Genomic DNA, 19,891 nt, shown 5'->3' with positions numbered 1-19,891 from the left:
GCCTCCGACAATTTTGAGGGGCGCAAGGATAACAAAAAAGGGCCATGTCGCCATGGCCCTTTTTCAGCAGAGGCTCCTTGCGGAGCAGACTTCCACCGGAAGTCCGGTCTCTATCAGAGATCCTTACAGACCCAACTTCTTGTGCAGATAGTGGGCGTTGGTACTGCCACCGTGCAATGTCATCGGGTCTCTATCAGCGATCCTTACAGACCTAACTTCTTGTGCAGGTAGTGGATATTGGTGCCACCGTGCTGGAAGTTTTCGTCTTTCATGATCTCTTTTTGCAGCGGTACGTTGGTCTTGATCCCTTCCACTACCAGCTCGTCCAGCGCATGGCGCATGCGGGCGATGGCAATGTCACGATTCTCGCCGTAGCAGATCAGCTTGCCGATCATCGAATCATAGTGGGGCGGTACCTTGTAACCGGCATAGATGTGGGAGTCCCAACGCACGCCCAGACCACCCGGCGCGTGGAAGCGCTGCACCAGACCCGGAGAGGGCATGAAGGTGGCCGGATCTTCCGCGTTGATCCGGCACTCGATGGCATGACCACGGATGCGGATATCCTGCTGGGTGATCGACAGGGGCTGACCGGCGGCGATGCGCAGCTGCTCCTTGATCAGATCGATACCGGTGACCATCTCGGTGACCGGATGCTCAACCTGGATACGGGTGTTCATTTCGATGAAATAGAACTCGCCGTTCTCGTACAGGAACTCGAAAGTACCCGCACCGCGGTAGCCGATCTCGATACAGGCGCGCACACAGCGCTCGCCGATGAACTTGCGCATTTCGGCGGTGATGCCGGGTGCCGGCGCCTCTTCCACCACCTTCTGGTGGCGACGCTGCATGGAGCAGTCGCGCTCGCCCAGATAGAGGGCGTTGCCCTGGCCGTCTGCCAACACCTGAATTTCGATGTGGCGCGGGTTTTCCAGGTACTTCTCCATGTAGACCATGTCGTTCTTGAAGAACTGGCCTGCTTCGGATTTGGTTAGGGCAATGGCGGAGGCTAGCTCGGCCTCGCTGCGTACCACGCGCATGCCACGACCACCGCCGCCACCGGCAGCCTTGATGATCACCGGATAGCCGATGCGCTTGGCAATAGCGGCATTGCGCTTGGTGTCGTTGTCCACCGGACCGTCAGAGCCCGGTACACACGGTACGCCTGCCTTCTTCATCGCTTCGATGGCGGAGACTTTGTCACCCATCAGGCGGATGGTCTCGGCGCGCGGGCCGATGAAGATGAAGCCGGATTTTTCGACCACTTCGGCAAAATCGGCGTTCTCGGAGAGGAAGCCGTAACCCGGGTGGATGGCCACGGCACCGGTCACCTCGGCGGCGGCGATGATAGCCGGAACGTTGAGGTAGGAGTCGGTACTGGCTGGTTTGCCGATACAGATGGATTCGTCGGCCAGCAGCACATGTTTGAGCTCCCGGTCGGCGGTGGAGTGAACGGCCACTGTCTTGATCCCGAGCTCTTTGCAGGCGCGCAGGATCCGCAGGGCAATTTCACCGCGGTTGGCGATGACTACTTTGTCCAACATGGGTGGCGATTTCCCTTATTCGATGATGAACAGCGGCTCGTCAAATTCGACGGCCTGACCATTTTCAACCAGGATCGCTTTGATCACACCGGCCTTGTCAGACTCGATTTGGTTCATCATTTTCATGGCTTCGACGATGCACAGGGTATCGCCGACATTGACTTGCTGACCCACTTCCACGAACGGCTTGGCTTCCGGGCTGGAGGAGCGGTAGAAGGAGCCAACCATGGGAGAGCGCATCAGGTGACCGCTCGGTGCGGCATCTGCGGCCGGCGCAGCGGAAACCGGGGCGGCGGCTGGAGCGGCAACCGGAGCGGCTGCTTGCTGCATGATCATCTGCGGTGCGGCAGTGACCTGGCCTGCGAAGTTGCGGCTGATGCGAACGGACTCTTCACCTTCGGAGATCTCCAGTTCGGCGATGCCGGACTCTTCAACCAGTTCAATCAGCTTCTTGATTTTGCGGATATCCATTAGCATTCTCTTTCTTCTTTATCTGATCAGTGATTATCAAGCCGCGTGCAGATGGCGCACGGCCGCGGTTAAAGCGAATTGATAGCCATCGGCCCCCAGACCACAAATGACCCCTTTGGCGACATCAGACAGATAGGAGTGATGACGAAACGGCTCCCTGGCATGAACGTTTGACAGGTGAACCTCGATAAAGGGTATGGCGACACCCAGCAGCGCATCGCGGATGGCGACGCTGGTGTGGGTGAAGGCGGCTGGATTGATGATGATGAAATCCACCTGACCCATGGCCTGATGGATGCGGCTGACCAACTCATGTTCGGCGTTGGATTGCAGATGTTCCAGAGTGACACCGAGTTCGCTGGCGTTGAGCTTCAGATCGGCGACGATCTCATCAAGCGTCTTGCTGCCGTAGATGCCCGGTTCCCGTTTGCCCAGCAGATTCAGGTTTGGTCCGTTGAGCAGGAGAATACGGTGATTTTGCGACATATTGAGTGCATCCTCGATGATAATGCTGCTATCTGTCAGCTATCTTGTGGACTACCAGAAATCTAGCCATTTTCTGCGCAAATCGGTGTGCCCTGGCACACAGATTTCGCAATTATATTGATTTCGTGAAAATTAGCAGCATTTTACTGGTCTAATCTCTACATCTGACTATTTATTGAACGCTCCTCCCTGTGCGTCCAGTTTCAGCGGCTCAGGCTGTTTGTACCGCTGTAGAAGCAACAAAGCCGGCACAAGGCCGGCTTTGAACAAGAGTTGGCAGGAGATCAGGCTGCTTCCGACTTCTCGCGGATCAGCTTGTCCACCACACCCGGATCCGCCAGGGTGGAGATATCCCCCAAACTGTCGGTTTCGCCGGTGGCGATCTTGCGCAAGATCCGGCGCATGATCTTGCCGGAGCGGGTCTTCGGCAGCCCCTCCGCCCAGTGAATGACATCTGGCGTGGCGATGGCGCCAATCTCCTTGCGCACCCACTCCTTCACCTCTTTGTGCAGCTCGCGGCTCGGCTCTTCCCCGGCGATCAGGGTGACATAGGCGTAGATGCCCTGACCCTTGATCTCGTGAGGAACCCCTACCACCGCCGCTTCGGCGATCTTGGGATGGGCCACCAGCGCCGATTCAATTTCGGCGGTACCCATGCGGTGGCCGGAGACGTTCAGTACATCATCCACCCGACCGGTGATCCAGTAGTAGCCGTCCTCGTCGCGACGGGCACCATCGCCGGTGAAGTAGCGGCCCGGGAAGGTGGAGAAGTAGGTCTGCTCGAAGCGTTCGTGATCCCCGAACACGGTGCGCATCTGACCCGGCCAGGAGTCGGTGATCACCAGGTTGCCCTCGGTGGCTCCCTCCAGCGGTTCGCCCATGTTGTCGACCAGCGCAGGCTGTACGCCGAAGAACGGTTTGGTAGCCGAACCCGGTTTCAGGTCGGTGACGCCGGGCAGCGGGGTGATGAGGATGCCGCCAGTCTCGGTCTGCCACCAGGTATCGACGATGGGGCAGCGCTCGTCGCCAATGGTGCGGTAGTACCACTCCCAGGCTTCCGGGTTGATGGGTTCACCCACTGACCCCATGATGCGCAGGCTCTGGCGGGAGGTGCCGGTGACCGCTTCGTTGCCCTTGGCCATCAGGGCACGGATGGCGGTCGGTGCGGTATAGAGGATGGTGACCTGATGCTTGTCCACCACCTGACTCATGCGGTTGGTGGCCGGGTAGTTGGGCACCCCTTCGAACATGATGGTGGTGGCGCCGTTGGCGAGCGGCCCGTAGACCAGATAGGAGTGACCGGTGACCCAGCCCACGTCGGCGGTACACCAGTAGATATCCTCTTCGTGGTAGTCGAACACATATTTGAAGGTGAGGGTGGCATAGACCAGATAACCGCCGGTGGTGTGCAGCACCCCTTTGGGTTTGCCGGTGGAGCCGGAGGTATAGAGGATAAAGAGCGGATCTTCGGCATTCATCGCTTCGGGTGGGCAGTCGCTGCTGACGGCTGCGGTTGCTTCGTGCCACCAGATGTCGCGGTGGCTGTGCCAGGCGATATTGCCACCGGTGCGCTTGAGCACGATCACCTTGTTGACCTGGGTATCCGGGTTGGTGAGCGCTTCATCCACATTCTTCTTGAGTGGTACCGGGCGGCCACCACGCAGCCCTTCGTCGGCGGTGATCACGATGCGGGAGCCCGAGTCGATGATGCGACCAGCCAGCGCTTCCGGCGAGAAGCCGCCGAATACTATGCTGTGTACCGCGCCGATGCGGGTACAGGCCAGCATGGCGATAGCTGCTTCCGGTACCATGGGCATGTAGAGGCAGACCACATCGCCGCGGTGTACCCCCTGAGCTTTCAATACGTTGGCAAATTTGCACACTTCGGCGTGCAGCTCGCGGTAAGTGAGTTTGCGATCTTCGGCGGGGTTGTCCCCTTCCCAGATGATGGCAACCTTGTCGCCCCGTTCGGCGAGATGGCGATCGAGGCAGTTGGCGGAGACGTTGAGCTGGCCATCTTCAAACCATTTGATGGAGACATGGCCCGGATCGTAGGAGGTGTTTTTGACCTTGCTATAGGGTTTCATCCAGTCGAGGATTTTTCCCTGCTCTCCCCAGAAGGTCTCGGGATCCTCGACGGAGGCCTGATACATGGCGGCGTAGTCGCCCTTGTCTAGCAGTGCATTGCTGCTGATGTGGGGTTTGACCGGGTAGACCTTGCTCTCGCTCATCTGTCACTCCTTTGAATACATACTTTTAATAATTAAGTAACAACTTATACCTTTGGTCGAGGGGGGCAATTAGACTTTTGGATAGACAGCAACATTTGGTTACAGGGTAATGGGTGACACTCACGCGGTGAGTGGGTAAAAAGGTGTTTTTGATTGATAGAGGTTGTTATGTTCTCTCTGTTGCTCTGTGCATCCCTGTGGCAGTTTGATGCGCCTGTTCTTGCAGACAAGCCTCCCAAAGAGTTTGCTATTACACACCAGGAGCCGTCACAGACTGTACGGGATCGGGTTGCTGAGCAGCTTGGTCATGCATGGCAGGACAAAAAGCCGGGAGCCAGGTTTTCCCTCAGTGAGCCAGGCTCCCGTTACTCGGGTGACTCACCGCTCACTCGCATGGCCAATGACCGGGATAACGGTGGTGTTCCTACCCTGACGTTTGGAAAATAGTTTGATTGTCCAGTCGTTGGCCGTTCGTTTCCCTGATATCGCTACTGCTGAACGCTTTGGCAATGCAAGCGTTCGTGCATCTGTTCTACATGCAGCGGTTTACTGAACAGGTAGCCCTGCCCCTCACCACAGTTAAGTGACTGCAAGAAGGTATATTGTGCTCGAGTTTCAATACCCTCTGCCGTAACCTCCATCTCCAGACTGTCTGCCAGACTGATGATGGTGCGGCAGAGCTCCCTGCTATTCTTGTCCTCCGGTAAAGCCTGCACGAATGCCCGGTCGATCTTGATGCGATCAATCGGCAGAGTCTTGAGCAGGCTCAGCGACGAAAATCCGGTGCCAAAGTCGTCGATGGCAATTTGAACCCCCAGATTTTTCAGCCGGGTAAAGAGATCTAGGCTCTGATCAACCCGTTGTATGATGCTTTCCGTTACTTCAATCTCCAGTCGCTCAGGCGGAAACCCTGTTTCGGCAAGAATAGTTGCGACCTGTTCCACATAGCCGGGTGAGCGCATCTCTCGCACCGATACATTAACTGACAAGCGGGGCACCGGCAGGCCGGCGGCCAGCCAGTTTCTTCCCTGTGCACAGGCATTGCGCATTACCCATTCGCCAATTTTTTCGATGAGGCCGCACTCTTCTGCAACCGGAATAAAACGGGCTGGATTGATCAGTCCCTCATTGGGGTGCTTCCAGCGCAAGAGTGCCTCCAGCCCACTCAGATGACCGCCGGCAAGATGAGTCATGGGCTGATAGAGAATACAAAGCTGTTCAAGCTCGAGAGCTTTGAGTAATCCCTGTTCAATTTGCATTCGTTCTCGAGCCTGTTCCGCCATATATGGGGTGTAGAACTGGAAGCCGTTACGACCCTGGCTCTTTGCTTCATACATGGCGTTGTCGGCGGCACTGATCAGTGTCTCAGGGGTGGTTGCGTGGTCCGGATAGATAGCGATGCCGATGCTCGCCGAGATAGCAACCTGCTCATGGGACAGTTCGACCGGTTCACGCAGCGCAGTCAGCAAAGTATTGGCGAGTGTTATCAGCTCGTCAGGTGCTTCCAGATAGGGGATGAGCACCAGAAATTCGTCCCCACCCAAGCGGGTAGCCAGCTCATTCGGTTGCAGGCAATTTCGGATCCGTTCTGCCAGTCGCTTGAGCAGTTCATCGCCCACCCCGTGCCCCAGACTGTCGTTGATCAGTTTGAAACCATCCAGATCGATAAAGAGTAGTCCCAACCGCTTGTTGTTGAGTTGTGCGGTTTTCAGTTCAAGAGTCAGTCGCTCCTGCAGCAGATGGCGATTGCCGAGTTCGGTCAGGGGATCGTGATAAGCGAGATGATTCAGCTCGGCTTCCACCTTGCGAATGGCGCTGATGTCGGAGAGGGCAATTACATAGTGAGTGGTGTTGTTGAAGTTGTCGTAGACGGCACTAATCTGCTGCCATGAAGAGAAGTAGCTGCCATCTTTGCGTAAACAGGCCATTTCGCCATGCCAGGCATTATTGTCCGGATGCAGTTGATGCCATGGTGAGTCGAGGTCGGTATAGCGTCTCGGATGTATAACGATTCCAGGATCTTGGCCTATTACCTCCTCGGCATCATATTGCGTCAGCATGGTGAAAGCCGGGTTGACCGAAATGATACGGTGATTGTTGTCCAGAATAATAATTCCCTCGGCCGTAGTATCGAAAACCACGTTGGCCTGATGGAGTCGCTCCTCCTGACGCCGCCGGGCCGTCGCGTTGTGGATCACGCCCATCACTCTGTGGCCGATGGATTCCGTGGCTGCAACATGATCGGCATGAATATCAACCCAGTGACGTTCATTTAAGGGAGTGATGAAGCTCAGGGTGAGATGGATGGGCTCTTTCCTTTGCAGAACTGTCCTGAGCTGCTGGCCTGATTCAGGTTCAAAGCAGTCAATGAAAGCCTGCAGCCCTCCCTTGAACTGGTGAGCTGGTATGCCAAGCAGTGGTTCAATTTCGCCATTAAACAGCAATCTATCCTCTGCAACATACCACTCCCACACGCCAATTTGTGCCGCTCTCATAGCCAGTTGCAGCCGCTGCTCTGTTTCGTACTGTTCGGTAATATCGCGCACTATGGCGAGGATACCGCTCGGCTTGCCACTGTCGTTCCACATCGGACTATAGGTTGCCTGCCACCGTCTTGCGCTGCTGCCATGTGCCGCTGTTTGCCCCGTGATGGCGATATTCACGTAGGGCCTACCGTGGCGCAGGATTTGCCGGAACATGGGCTCCAGTACTGGAGCCAGCTTGGGCACAATCTCTCTCAGATGTTTGCCCTTGTGTTCCTCTATGGTCTTGCCATTGATATCAGCCAGTACCTGATTGACTTTGCAATAACGGAAATGGCAGTCAAAGACACCTATACCCAAGGGGGCTGTATTCAGTAGTTGTTCGAGTATGCTCTGATCTGACAGCGTGGGCAGAATTGTTTCGGTATCGGCCTTGAAAAGCATTCCATCCATGATGGCTCCCGGCATTGATTTATTTGTCATTTAACGGTTTTAAGTATGGCACGAACCTTTTTTTGGGGGGGAGGAATAACCTTATCTCATTGTTATATATGGTAAGTCTTGGTGATGAAATCCATTTGGAGGCGGTGAGGTGTGAAAGGCAATCACAGCGGCGCGATTTCCGCTCAAGATGTATTAAAGGCTTAATTGATAGCGCAGGGTCAGGCTGATGGTGGGTTGCCAGTCACTCTCTTTCATCAGCCACTGTTTCGCGCCCGCTTCCAAGCCAAGCTTCCACTGATTCCATGTCCAGCTACGTTCCAGCGTCATTCCCCATTCGCGCCATCCCTCTTCGCTCTCATATGCGGACATGTATGCCTGGTCGCCTCTTGTCAGCCATAGATTGAAGGATACGTTGGCAGGCAGCGGAAGCGAATGTTCCATATACCACAGCTGGCCATAGCGACCGGTTACATCATAAAGCTGGCCAATGCTGAGCTGGTGTTCGTCATCCAGTTGCCAGCCCATGCGCCATAACGCACCAAAGCGGGAGTGATCCGCCACCACCATCGGACTGATCCCTAAGGCGATAAAGCTCTGTTTATAAAGGGATAACGCAACGCCTGCGCTTTGGCCATCAATAAAGACAAGGCCCATCTGTGTTTCCCGTTCATAGCCGAGCCAGAGCTGTACCGTGGAGTCGGCCCCCGCTCCCGCGTTGCTGCTGTCGAGTTGCCATTGGCTACCCACAACCAGCGCCCTGGCCGAGAAAGGCAGCATCAGGGGAATGAGCAGCAGTAACCCGCTCTTATTTGCCATACAGTCTCTGCCAGTCCCGATCCTGATGCATTCCCATCAGATGACAGATGATGCCGGAGCGCTGGAAAGCATAAATAAGCAGTACGCTGGCAGTGCAGAGCAACATGATAAGGCCAAAACTGTTGGGCAGTATGGTGCCCTGACGGGCAGTCCACCACAGTAGCAAGGGGCCCCACAGATGGACGAAGATGCTCTTGTGGAAGATGAATACGGTCAGCGAGTACATACCGATTCAGTTGAGTGGTCGCCAGCAGAGACGGATATTGTGTTGGTGTAGCCAGAGCACGGTACCGATCACCAGAAACTCCATACCCCAGATCCCGGCTCGGCCGATCATGTCCAGCGCCAGTTCGTGTTCATTGGCGTAGATGTCGTTGAGCTCGACCGTGCTTGTCTCGCCGAACATGAGATAGATGGCCAGCGCCACCAGTGACAGCGTCAGCACCAGACGGTTGAGGCGATCTCGCCATTGTGGGCGCTGATGCCAGCACCAGCCATAGAGAAAGCCGAAGCAGCCACTGGCCATGAAGAGGTCGAGACGGGCATCCAGCTCATAGTCGGGGTGAACGTGCAGCTTCATCCAGCTGTCGATATGGCCGAGCAACTCCTGTACGCCGAGTTGATCCAGCAGCAGGCTTAGAAGGGTCAGCAGGAGCATGCCGCGGATGCCGAACCAGGCATACACCATGGAGAAGAGCGCCAGCAGGCACATCCAGAGCATGACCGGGTAGAACGAGATGGCCTCGCCGAAATTGGGGGCGATGACCAACCCTTCGACATAGAGCATCAGTATGATGCTGGCAAACAGGGCCAGCTTGCTGCCCAGCTGCGGCTTGAAGTTGGCCTGATCGCGGCGGCTCAGGTTGAATGCGGCCAAGGCCAGGTAGATCTGGCTTACCCAGGGGATTAACCAGGCTGATGCGTGTGCTGTCAGCTGATCCATGGGTAGCAGGTGTCCCGCCATTGCCTTGTGTGACACATAGAAGCTGTCCCACAAGGCATGCTCCCGATTGAAGAAATCGATGTACCAGTAGTTGAGATAACCGGTGTAGTGCTCAAACACTGCCATGAAGATGACCAGCCCGCGCAACAGATCGAGGCCTGTGATGCGCGCATCCTGTGGAGGCATACTATTGCTCCTGTGTAGTGTGGCGAAAGGAGCGGCACTATATCGGCTTTTGTGAAACTGAACGGGAGCTGAATGTAAGCAAATGTTACGGGGGGCTGTACCGATGTGCTTGTAATGACTGGGAAGAGCCTGACCTGGCTGTCATGATTTGCAATATTATTGGCTGTTTTTTAGCCTTTCTCTCGGCCAAATGCCTGAATACCGCGCACAAATACCAGCCAGCCGAGCAGGTGGAACGGGAGGGCGAGTAGGTAGAGCAGCAGGAAGTGCGACTCGCTGCCGCTGCTGTTGATGAAGTCGATCCAGGCGGCCAGCAGCGCCAGCATGCCGGCAATCTGGAAGCGGCGGCGCAACACCACCTCGACGCCGAGATTGGCAAGGTAGAGGGTGAGCAGGATGCCGGCAAAGCCGGTAAGCTGGGCGGTGCCGTAGAGCTCGCGATCCGGGTTGAACAGCAGCGCGATCAGGGGAGTAATGCCCTGATCCAGCGGGATCAGGGCCAGCAGCCAGCATGCAATCAGAAGCAGGGCTGTCTTCATCGCGGCCTCAGTCGGCGGACGGTGCCGGTTTGACCAGAGAGAGGTAGTTAGCATCCATCTTGAGGAAGACCCCCAGCAGACGGGCACTGGCGCCGTAGAAACCAAATCGGTCGGCGGCGCGACAGGCGCTTTCGAACTTGTCAAACCAGCCCAGCAGATGACCGTGCAGCAGTGCTTCCTGCTCGTCGAGCCAGCGTTCCCGCTCGGCTGCGCTCTTGGCTTCCGCCGCGCGGATGATGAGATTGCCCATCAGATCCAGCTCGATGGCCAGATGATCCGCAGGCTCCTTGTATTTGTCGCTGACATTGATACCAAGGCGATCGAGGCGGGCCTGCATCCCGGCCATCGGGGCCTGCATCAGCAGCTTGGCATCGCCACGATAGAGCGATTCGTAGGGCAGGGCGCCCTGTTTGGGATCCACCAGAAACAGGCCGGCGAAGTCGGCAGCGAGTTCGAGTTGGCGATCCGGGCGCACCAGCAGGCGGGCGATGGCATCGTTGAGCTCGGCCACGGCTTCGCGCATCGGATCCAGGGTGGAGAGGCTTTTCAGGAAGCTTCGCACGTCATAGGTGTCATATTCGGCGATCTGCTCATCACTGAGTTCGGCGGCGAACAGGGTGGAGAACCACCAGTAGAGTTCGGCCCGGCGTTCGCTGGTAGCCATAAATTCCTGCATTTTTCCTCCGTGGATGGCAATCGGGAGCCTTGATGGCTCCCGATTCTAACGACTTTAAAAATAAAGGAAACTCAAGGGGGCGCTTTCGTCCCCCCGGGGTCAGAGTGCCGGGAACATGGGGTCGATGCCCTTGGCCGATTCCGGCGCGCCGAAGGCAGTGACGGCGGGCGCCTGTCCGCGGAACTTCTCGATCTCCACCAGCGCGGTGTGGGCCGTGGTGGCCTGCGCCAGGCTGGAGGAGCCTATGTCGGCGGTCAGCACGTTGGGATCGCCGTAGGTACAGAGAGTCCCTACCTTGCCGCCCTCTTGCGGGCCATACCAGGCTCCTTCCTGTATCCGGACTACGCCGGGGGCGTAGTCATCGCTCACCACCAGCCCAGCCAATACCTGACCGCGGCCGTTGAACACCCGCACCAGATCGCCGTCCTTGAGGCCGCGGGATTTGGCATCCTGCGGATTCATGTAGACAGGCTCGCGACCCTGCACTGTGTAGGTGGCGCGATAGTTGTCGGAGGAGCAGAGCTGGCTGTGCAGCCGTTTGTCCGGGTGGCAGGATTGCAGGTGCAGCGGGTACTGCTTGCTGCCCGGCCCGCCGTGTGAGCGCTCGTAGGGCTCGATCCAGACCGGATGGCCCGGGCAATCCCCATAGCCGTAGTCGGCAATGGTCTTGGAGTAGATCTCGATAAGGCCAGACGGGGTACCGAGGGGTTCCAGATCCGGCTCCTGACGGAACGACTCGTGACGCACCCAGGGCTGGCCTGCCGGGAAGGTGACGAAGCCTTCCCCGTGCCAGAACTGGCTGAAACGGGGCAGACGGATGCCGATGCCGCGGCCCTGCAGGCGGGCATCGTCATAGATGCTCTGGATCCACTCCAGCTTGCTCTTGCCGCCGGTGAATTCGACCTCGCGACCGAAGCGACGGCAGAGATCGGCGAAGATGTCATAGTCATCGCGCGCCTCGAACAGCGGCTCCACCACCTTGTACATGGCCAGAATGCCCGCGTTGGAGTGAGAACCCCACTGCTCGATGTCGTCCCGCTCATAGGTGGTGGTGGCGGGCAGCACGATATCGGCGAAACGGCAGCTGGCCGTCCACTGGTGATCGATGCTGACCACGGTTTCCAGCTTGCGCCAGGCGGCGACCATCTTGTTGCGATCCTGCTGGTGGTGGAACGGGTTGTTGCCGCAGAACACCGCCATCTTCATGTGGGGGTAGGTGATGGTCTGGCCGTTGAAGGCGATCTGCTTGCCCGGATTGAGGATGCAGTCGACGAAGCGGGCCACCGGAATGTATTTGGAGTAGCCCTTCCAGTCGCCGTCATGGAGTGGTTTAACGCCGGGAATGACCGAGCTGAAACCTGACATGATAGGGCCGCTGGAGGTGATGGTGCCCGCCCCGTTGTAGTGCCAGCCAAAGCCGTAACCGCCCCCCGGCAGGCCGATCTGGCCAATCATCGAGGCCAGTACCACCAGCATCCAGGCGTACTGTTCGCCGTGGTGCATACGCTGCACGCACCAGCCGCCGATAAGCTGGGTACGGCCGCTGCTCATGGTGCGGGCCAGCTCGCGGATGGTTTCGGCTGGTACGCCACAGATGGCGGCGGCCCACTCTGCGTCCTTCACCTGACCATCGCTGGTGCCCAGCAGGTAGGGCAGGAACTTGTCAAAACCGGTGGTGTAGTCTTTCAGGAACTTCTCGTCGTGGCGCTTCTCGCTGTAGAGGGTGTGGGCGATACCCAGCATTAGCGGCACGTCGGTCTGCGGATTCAGGGTCACCTGATCGCAATTGAGGTACTTCTGGGTCTTGGATTTGACCGGATCGACACTGATCACCCGGATCTCGCCCTTGGCCACCTTCTCTTTCAGCTGCGCCCAGTAGTCGTAGACGCTGTGATCCGGCACCAGCCAGCCCACCTGCAGGTTCTTGATGGGATCTGAGCCCCAGATAACGATGGTCTTGCTGTGTTCCAGCACCAGCGGCCAGGAGGTCTGCTGCTCGTACACCTCCATGGCGCCCGCCACGTGGGGCAGGATCACCTGGGCGGCACCGGTGGAGTAGTCACCGGCCTTGGCCAGATAGGTGCCGTGCAGGTTCATGGCACGCCCCAACATGGCGCCAGCAGAGTGCAGCTTGCCCACTGACTGCCAGCCGGAGTGGCCGGCATAGAGGGCGCTCGGGCCATAGGTTTTCTGCACCCGCTCCAGCTCGTGATAGAAAAAATCGAGCGCCTGAGACCAGGTGACCCGCACGAAGCGGTTCTGGCCGCGTTCGCTGGTGTTGGACTGGTGCCCCTTGCGCAGCCAGTCCAGCCGCACCATGGGGTAGCGGATGCGGGAGGGGTTGTAGACCACTTCACTCAAGGCCTTGAGCATGTCGGTGGGGTGCTTGTCGTGCTCGAACGGCAGGGTCTCGACCCAGCGGCCATCGACCACCCGGGCACGGAAGGCGCCCCAGTGGGAGCCGGACTGCACCAGTTTTTCGCCGGACTCGGCGGCCATCACGGCGCGACCGAGCAGGGAGGGGCCGATCAGGGCAGAGGCACCGCTGGCCAGCAAGCCACCCAGAAAACCACGACGGGAAATATTGATCATCTTGTTATTCCTCTTTCGAATCCGGACTTAGTGGCTGCCCTGACCACCGGTATCGGCGGCATGGTTTTGCAGGTATTTGAGCAGGGTGCGCTCCTCTTCCTTGCTCAGGCGATAGTAGGCAGACATCGCCTTGAGTCCCGAAATCCAGCCGTTGGCAGTGAAGTGAGCGGGATCCGGCGCGCCGTGGCAGGAGTTGCAGGTGGATTTGTACATCTCGCCGGCGTAATCCCAGATCGGCTTGAGCGAGGACTCAAAGCCCTTGCCATCGACCCAGGCCTGCACCTGAACCTGTTCCCACTTGATATGGGTGGCGCTGTCGGTCTCCTGTTTGAGCACTTTCTCGCTCGCTTTCAGTTCGTCACGGATGGTGGCGACGAAGACCCGCTTGCCCATGTATTCGCTCAGCACCCGGCCCTTGCCATCGCTCTCGCGCCACCCTTCGATGGTCACCTTGAGGCGATCGCCGCTGCGGTCTACGACGTCGATGCGGGAGGCGGGCAGCAGTTTGCCGACCGGGTCGGTACTCTGTTCGCTGGCGTAGAGATCTTTTTCACCCAGGTTGTAGAGGGTCTCGGTGGCTGGCGCCTCTTGCGCGTCGTTGACCAGGGTGGCGTAAGTGGCCCGGAAGCCGCCCGCCATGTTGGGCAGTTCGTGGGCGATGCCCTTGTGGCACTCGATGCAGTTCATGTTCTTCGCCGCCGCATCTTTCATCGCCAGCGCGGCCGCCGGGGACTGCTTGGCGTGATCCATGTTGTCGTAGCTGTGGCAGGACTTGCAGGTCTTGGAGTTCTGGCGGCTCATCCGTGCCCACACCTTCTCCGCCAGATGCAGGCGCCGGTCCTCGAACTTCTCCCGGGTGTCGATGCTGTGGCCTATGTACTCCTGATAGAGGTCGTTGGCCGCCTCCATCTTGCGGGCCACCTTGCCGACAAAATCCTTCGGCTGATGACAGTCGGTACAGACCGCCTGTACCCCGGAGGCATTCTTGAAGTGGATGGACTCCTTGTACTCCGGATAGACGGTGTCTTTCATGGAGTGGCAGGAGATACAGAATTCGAGGCTGCTGGTTTTCTCAAAGCCATAGTGCAGGCCGACGGTGCCCGCGAGGGTGACGCCGACGCCCACCAGAAGCAGCGCCAGTACCGACCAGCGACGGCTGGGGGTGCGCAGGAAGTGCCACAGTTTTTTCATCATGCTCTCTCACATCACTTTTTTGATGGGAGCCATGATAGGGAGGCGTTGTGAACAGGGCTGCCGCCACAAATTAATGAAATAGGGGTATTTATGACAAAATGTGAATAGAATAATCCTCCCTTGTCGACCATCGTGAACCCTGCCCATGAGCTACCACATTCTGGTTGTTGAAGATGATGCGGTTACCCGCGAGAAGCTGACCGGCTATTTCGAGCGGGAGGGCTATCGGGTGACGGCGGTCGAAAACGGCCAGGAGATGCGCGCCATGCTGGCAGAACAAACGGTCGATCTGGTGATGCTGGATATCAACCTGCCGGGGGAAGATGGTCTGCTGCTGACCCGTGAACTGCGGGCGCGCAGCACGGTGGGGATCATTCTGGTCACCGGCCGCAGCGATGCGGTGGACCGGATTGTCGGCCTCGAGATGGGAGCCGATGACTATGTTACCAAGCCATTTGAGCTGCGGGAGTTGCTGGTGCGGGTCAAGAATCTGCTGTGGCGGATCTCGCTGGCGGCCGCCGCACCGAGCGAGCCTGCGGTGGCTGACGATGCGGTGCGCTTCGGCCCCTGGCGTTTTGACATTCCCCGCCGTCAGCTCAGCAAGGACGGGGTGCCGGTTCGTCTGACCAAGGCCGAATATGAAGTGCTGGTGGCCTTTGTCGCCCATGCCGGGCGGGTGCTCAGTCGGGAGCGGATCCTGACCCTCATCAGCCATCGCGGCGATGGCCCGAGCGATCGCACCATAGACGTGTTGATCCGGCGGCTGCGCGGCAAGATGGAGCCGGATCCGCGGGATCCCCAGCTGTTTGTCACCGTTCATGGTGAAGGCTATCTGTTTGCCGGTGAGATAGCCTCCTGAGCCCGTTACGGTGGCCTTGACCTGTTTGACCGGGTATCAGACCGGCGGGCGGGTATCAAATTGCGGGCAGTCATCGTCAATCTGGTGCCAGGGCGCCTTGGAGCCGACAAAGATGTGAAACGCGGGCCGCTGGCTCGGCACGTCGTCCAGTACCCCGAGGCGCAGGTTGATCTTGCCGCTGCTGCTCTTCTGGCTGAACAGGCTGGAGCCGCAGTGACGACAGAAGGCCAGGGTGGTCTCTGCCGATTTCCGGTAGCGGCCGATGGCCTCTTCCCCCTTCACTATGGTGACCTTGTTGCCATCCAGTCCGCCGACCGAGGCGTAATCTCCCCCCGAAAACTTGCGGCATTCGCTGCAGTGGCAGTTCCCCATATAGTCGAACTGATCCGGCAGGGTCAGGGCGACGGCGCCGCACAGGCAGCTGGCATGTAACTCTTTCATCTCTTCTCCTTGAGTGGGCTAATCGGATTTGGAACGGCTATTCGACCCGATAGACGGGACGAAAAGCGCCATCCGAGAGGGAATCTGCGGGGGCGGCCAGCGGTGCAGAGAGCGTCAGAATGGGTGGCCCCATCACCCGCGGGCACTGCTCGGTATTGGCATCAGGGTGTTGTAGCAGGCAGACAGCCTGAGCGACCGCAAGGCGCCCCTGCAGCCGCATCTGATCGCTGTTGGCGGCCAGGATCTTGCCCCGGCGCAGGCCTCGCTGTACTCCGTGGCTGAAGTAGGTGCTCAGCACCTGGGGTCTGTCGAGATGGCGCTGCGCCAGCTCGTTGACCGCCACTTCGGCGGCGATGGCGCCTCCCACCAGATAGTCGAGGTCGGGATAGCGAGCCAGCGTCTGCTGCACCAGCGTGCGCTGGATTTCCCGGCTGTTGTCGCCGCGCTCGGTGGTGACCAGCTTGATGGCGCTCCCCTTGATGGCGTCGGCAAAGCCCGGCTCGACGAAGTTGTTGCCGCCGCTTGCCTGCGGGCCGGGGAAGAGGGCGACCGAGACCGGCTTGCTGCCGGCGGGGTGACGCTGCGCCAGCCAGTGGCCGATTTGCCAGCCCATCTGGTACCAGGAGACCCCCACCTTCGCCTGCACCAGACCGCTGGGCAGATCGTTGACCAGTCCAAAGACCGGCAGCGGCGTGACCTTGATTGCCTCGCGCAAGCCCTGATAGCTCACCGCGCCGAGCAAGATGGCATCGCTCCCTTCCTGCACGCAGCGCAGCAACTGCTGGCGCTGCTCGGCGAGGGCTCCATAGCCCCCCGCTTCGTGGATCTGCAACTTGACTCCCAGCCGCTTCGCCTCGTCCACCATGCCCTGATTGACCGAAAGCCAGTAGGCGTCGCGCAGATGGGGGTAGAGGGCACAGAGGGTCAGCGGTTTGGTTGCGGCGGCGGGTTCCGGCCACTGCTGGCGCACCGGCTGGCCGCTGAATTCGCCGCCGGGCCAGATATCGACCGCAAAGGCGAGGGCGGCGCGAGGCAGCGTGAGCAACCACATGAGCAACAACGGGGAGAGATAGACGCTTCGCATGGCCAGGGGTTTTGTTAAAGTGTTGGGCCATATTATCCGGTCAAAGCCGACCACAACCAAGGGACTTCCCGTGAGAATCTTTTCCGGCCTGGGTGGCAAGTTGCTGCTGGCCTTCTCCTTGATGGCATTACTCACACTGAGTGCCTCCCTGCTGGGTTGGGTGGGGCTTAGCCATCTGCGCCAGCTGGAGCAAGGGGTGCAGCAGACTCTGGCCGATCAGGAGCTGGCCCGCACGCTCTCTCGCCTCAGCGGCGAGATCCAGAGCGCGTCACGGCTGCTGGCCACCGCAACCAGCGAGCAGGAGCGGGAGCATCAGGGACGCCTGCTCACCCTGCAGGGGCAACAGCTGCAACAGGTACTGGCGCAACTTGGTCGTGGGCAGGGTTCAACAAGCCTCGATCAGCTCAGTCAGAGCATCATCGGCAATCTGGGCCAGCAGGGCTGGCTGGTGGGGGAAAGATTGACCCTGATGGCGCAAGGGGAGGCGCAGCGGGCCCGTCTGGTGGCGGCGGCCGGGCAGATCGCCGAGCTGGCGCGCAGCCAGATGGAGAACGCCGAAACCGTGATGGTGGCGGGGTTGGGTTCCCTCTACCAACAACAAGGTGCGCAGGCGACTCGGACGCTGGACCGCCTGCTGGAGCAGGATCTCGACTGGCTGGAGCAGATGACCGAGCTGCGTCATCGCACCCTGATGCAGCAGCAGCGCATCGAGGAGATGTGGCGCAGCGAACGACAGGAACAGTTGCAAACGCTATTGCAAGAGGGGCAGCGGGAGCTGGCCATCTTGCAACTGCGGGCCGGGGCGGTGACCGACCCGGCACGCCGTCAGGCGGTGGAGCAGGCGCTGACCGTGCTTTCGCAGAGCGACAAGCTGGTGCAACTGCGCAGCGACTGGCTCGGCAAGGGGGAGGCGCTGCGGGTGCTGGCCAATGCCAATGAGGCCCTGATGAGCAGCCTCAACCAGCAGGTCGGAGAGCTGGTCAGCCGTGCCCGCGATTCGCTGGGGCGGAGCCAGCAGGCGCTAAGCCAGCGCCTCAGGCTGCTGGAGCAGGCGCTGATGGCCATTGGCCTGCTCACCCTGCTACTACTGATGCTGCTGATGTGGCGCATGGTCTATGGCCGGATCGTCTGGCCACTGCAACGGGCGGTGGCGGGGATGAGCCGGTTGGCGCGCGGGGATCTGGCCCCCCTTGAGCCGATCGCCAGTACCGGGCGCGATGAGCTGGCGGAGCTGGGGCGGGCCCTGCAGGTGTTTCGTGACAATGCGGTGGAGCTGGGCCGCTATCAGCGCGAGCTGGAGTCGCGGGTCGAGGAGCGCACTGGCCAGCTCAGCCACGCCAACGAGCGGCTCAATGAGGAGGTGGAGAAGCAGCGGCAGGCCCGCGCCGAGGCAGAGCAGGCCAACCGCGCCAAGTCTGTGTTTCTCGCCACCATGAGCCACGAGATCCGCACCCCCATGAACGGCATTCTGGGTGGCCTGACACTGCTGGAAGATACCCACCTGAGCGATACCCAGCAGCGCTATCTGGCCGCCATCGAACACAGTGGCGAATCCCTGCTGGAGATCCTCAACGACATTCTCGACTACTCCAAGATAGAAGCGGGCCATGTGGAGGCGCGCCGCGAACCCTTCCCCCTGTTCCAGCTGGTGGATGAGCTCAGCGCGTTGTTCCGGCCAAAGGCAGAGGCCAAGGGGGTCACTCTGGCGCTGGAATATGCGCCCGAGCTGGCGCCTGTGGTCGAGGGGGATCTGGGCAAACTGCGCCAGGTGCTCGGCAACTTGCTCGGCAATGCGGTCAAGTTTACCGCCCGTGGCCAGATTACCCTGACGGTAGCGCCTCTTGCCTGCCAAGGCCCTTGCGCCGAGCCCTGCATCCGCTTCGTGGTGCGCGATACCGGCCCCGGCATTCCGGCCGATGAGCAGGAGGCGGTGTTCGAGGCGTTTCGCCAGCGCAAGCGTGATATAGGCCATCAGGGCGGCACCGGGCTGGGTCTGGCGATTAGCCGCAAGCTGGTGGCCGCCATGGGGGGCGAGCTTATCCTTGCCAGCGAACCGGGCAAGGGGTGTGAATTCAGCTTCAGTTTGCCGTTGCAGCGTTCGAGCGCCCAGTTGCCTGCCGAGGCGCAACCGCTGCACCTTGGCCAGTCCCGTGACATCCTGCTGGTGGAGGATAACGAGATCAACCGGCTGGTGGCGCAAGGCATGCTGACCCGCCTCGGCCATCGCGTCACCCTGGCGGAGGATGGTCGCAGTGCGCTGGCGCTGGTGACTGAGCGCCCCTTCGAGCTGGCGCTGCTCGATATCAATCTGCCCGATATGGACGGGATGACCCTGCGCGAGGATCTGGCCGCCATCAGCGAGGAGATGCATGAGCGGCCGCTGCCCGCCATCGCCATCTCGGCCCAGATGTATCCGGAGGATATCCGCCACTGCCTTGCCGCCGGGTTTGTCGATTTTGTCGGCAAGCCGGTACGGCTGGCGGTGCTGGCGAACGCCATAGATCAACTATTTCGGCAAGAGGGCGCCGCTATCGAGCCACAGGTGCAGTTATCAGTAGCCGTGCCCCCAACTAACCACCCCGAGTGTGCCAATCCGGTGCTGGATGCCGATCTGCCCCTGCTCGGCATGGCGCGGATCCGTCAGCTGGTCGCGCTGTTTGAGTCGCAAGGGCGGGTGTTGCTGGATAAGTTGGCTCAGGGTGAGGGAAGTGAGCAACGTCAGCTGGCGCACAAGCTCAAGGGGAGTGCGCTGGCGCTGGGGTTGACCGAATTTGCCAGCCACTGTGCGGCTCTTGAGGCGGGAGGCGGGGAGCCTGCGGCAATCGGGGCGCAATTTGACGCGGCGGTGAGCGGGTTGCAGCAGTGGCTGGCGGCCAACAGGGATGCGCCGTTCTGATCCCTG

14 protein-coding genes and 1 pseudogene are annotated in these 19,891 nt (G+C 59.6%); 2 read left to right on the top strand and 13 right to left on the bottom strand.

Translation table 11 applies throughout. The features are described from left to right. Window positions 1-203: 203 nt before the first annotated feature. The 11 genes and pseudogenes from accC to torC form a co-directional block, all read right to left on the bottom strand. A complete protein-coding gene (gene accC / locus G5154_RS15655; RefSeq protein ID WP_216951972.1) occupies window positions 204-1,544 on the bottom strand; it encodes an acetyl-CoA carboxylase biotin carboxylase subunit in 1,341 nt (446 codons plus the stop codon). 15 nt (window positions 1,545-1,559) lie between these two features. Continuing rightward, window positions 1,560-2,015: an acetyl-CoA carboxylase biotin carboxyl carrier protein gene (gene accB / locus G5154_RS15650; RefSeq protein ID WP_216979391.1), complete on the bottom strand. Its 456-nt coding sequence runs from the start codon at window positions 2,013-2,015 to the stop codon at window positions 1,560-1,562. 36 nt (window positions 2,016-2,051) lie between these two features. Beyond that, window positions 2,052-2,501 (bottom strand): type II 3-dehydroquinate dehydratase, encoded by a 450-nt coding sequence (gene aroQ / locus G5154_RS15645; protein ID WP_216979390.1) that lies wholly within the window; start codon window positions 2,499-2,501, stop codon window positions 2,052-2,054. Between the two features lie 284 nt (window positions 2,502-2,785). Next, on the bottom strand, window positions 2,786-4,732 hold the full coding sequence (acs, locus tag G5154_RS15640; protein WP_216979389.1) for an acetate--CoA ligase: 1,947 nt from the start codon (window positions 4,730-4,732) through the stop codon (window positions 2,786-2,788). A 488-nt stretch (window positions 4,733-5,220) separates the two neighbouring features. After that, the gene (locus tag G5154_RS15635) at window positions 5,221-7,659 is read right to left on the bottom strand and encodes an EAL domain-containing protein (RefSeq protein WP_421251359.1); all 2,439 of its coding nucleotides are present in this window, start codon (window positions 7,657-7,659) and stop codon (window positions 5,221-5,223) included. Window positions 7,660-7,851: 192 nt separating this feature from the next. Continuing rightward, window positions 7,852-8,475, bottom strand: a complete 624-nt coding sequence (locus G5154_RS15630) for a hypothetical protein (protein ID WP_421251348.1) — start codon at window positions 8,473-8,475, stop codon at window positions 7,852-7,854. After that, a pseudogene (locus G5154_RS15625) lies at window positions 8,465-9,604 on the bottom strand (hypothetical protein). Before G5154_RS15625 ends, G5154_RS15630 begins: the two are co-directional and overlap by 11 nt. A 170-nt stretch (window positions 9,605-9,774) precedes the next feature. Beyond that, a complete protein-coding gene (locus tag G5154_RS15620; protein WP_227341296.1) occupies window positions 9,775-10,143 on the bottom strand; it encodes a hypothetical protein in 369 nt (122 codons plus the stop codon). A gap of 7 nt (window positions 10,144-10,150) precedes the next feature. After that, window positions 10,151-10,819 carry a molecular chaperone TorD gene (torD, locus tag G5154_RS15615; protein WP_337073545.1) on the bottom strand — a complete coding sequence of 223 codons (669 nt, stop codon included), beginning with the start codon at window positions 10,817-10,819 and terminating at the stop codon, window positions 10,151-10,153. 99 nt (window positions 10,820-10,918) lie between these two features. Next, window positions 10,919-13,411 carry a trimethylamine-N-oxide reductase TorA gene (gene torA / locus G5154_RS15610; RefSeq protein ID WP_421244664.1) on the bottom strand — a complete coding sequence of 831 codons (2,493 nt, stop codon included), beginning with the start codon at window positions 13,409-13,411 and terminating at the stop codon, window positions 10,919-10,921. A 27-nt stretch (window positions 13,412-13,438) separates the two neighbouring features. Next, the gene (gene torC / locus G5154_RS15605; RefSeq protein WP_337073543.1) at window positions 13,439-14,605 is read right to left on the bottom strand and encodes a pentaheme c-type cytochrome TorC; all 1,167 of its coding nucleotides are present in this window, start codon (window positions 14,603-14,605) and stop codon (window positions 13,439-13,441) included. A gap of 145 nt (window positions 14,606-14,750) precedes the next feature. Here torC and torR point away from each other — a divergent pair, with 145 nt between their 5' ends. Next, window positions 14,751-15,464 carry a two-component system response regulator TorR gene (gene torR, locus G5154_RS15600; protein WP_337073542.1) on the top strand — a complete coding sequence of 238 codons (714 nt, stop codon included), beginning with the start codon at window positions 14,751-14,753 and terminating at the stop codon, window positions 15,462-15,464. Between the two features lie 36 nt (window positions 15,465-15,500). On the opposite strand, the gene G5154_RS15595 is transcribed toward torR, so the two are convergent. After that, the gene (locus G5154_RS15595; RefSeq protein ID WP_337073541.1) at window positions 15,501-15,905 is read right to left on the bottom strand and encodes a GFA family protein; all 405 of its coding nucleotides are present in this window, start codon (window positions 15,903-15,905) and stop codon (window positions 15,501-15,503) included. Window positions 15,906-15,942: 37 nt separating this feature from the next. Further along, window positions 15,943-16,989, bottom strand: coding sequence for a TMAO reductase system periplasmic protein TorT (gene torT / locus G5154_RS15590; protein WP_337073540.1), 1,047 nt, complete (start codon window positions 16,987-16,989; stop codon window positions 15,943-15,945). A 70-nt stretch (window positions 16,990-17,059) separates the two neighbouring features. On the opposite strand from torT, the gene torS reads away from it, so the two are divergent. Further along, on the top strand, window positions 17,060-19,885 hold the full coding sequence (torS, locus tag G5154_RS15585) for a TMAO reductase system sensor histidine kinase/response regulator TorS (RefSeq protein ID WP_421251346.1): 2,826 nt from the start codon (window positions 17,060-17,062) through the stop codon (window positions 19,883-19,885). The last annotated feature ends 6 nt before the right edge of the window (window positions 19,886-19,891 follow it).

This window comes from Aeromonas sp. 600527, from assembly GCF_049175415.1.
In the GTDB taxonomy this organism is placed as follows: Bacteria; Pseudomonadota; Gammaproteobacteria; order Enterobacterales; family Aeromonadaceae; genus Aeromonas; species Aeromonas veronii_A.
Note: the sequence above shows the minus strand (reverse complement) of the source record. Positions and strands in the feature narration are given on the sequence as shown.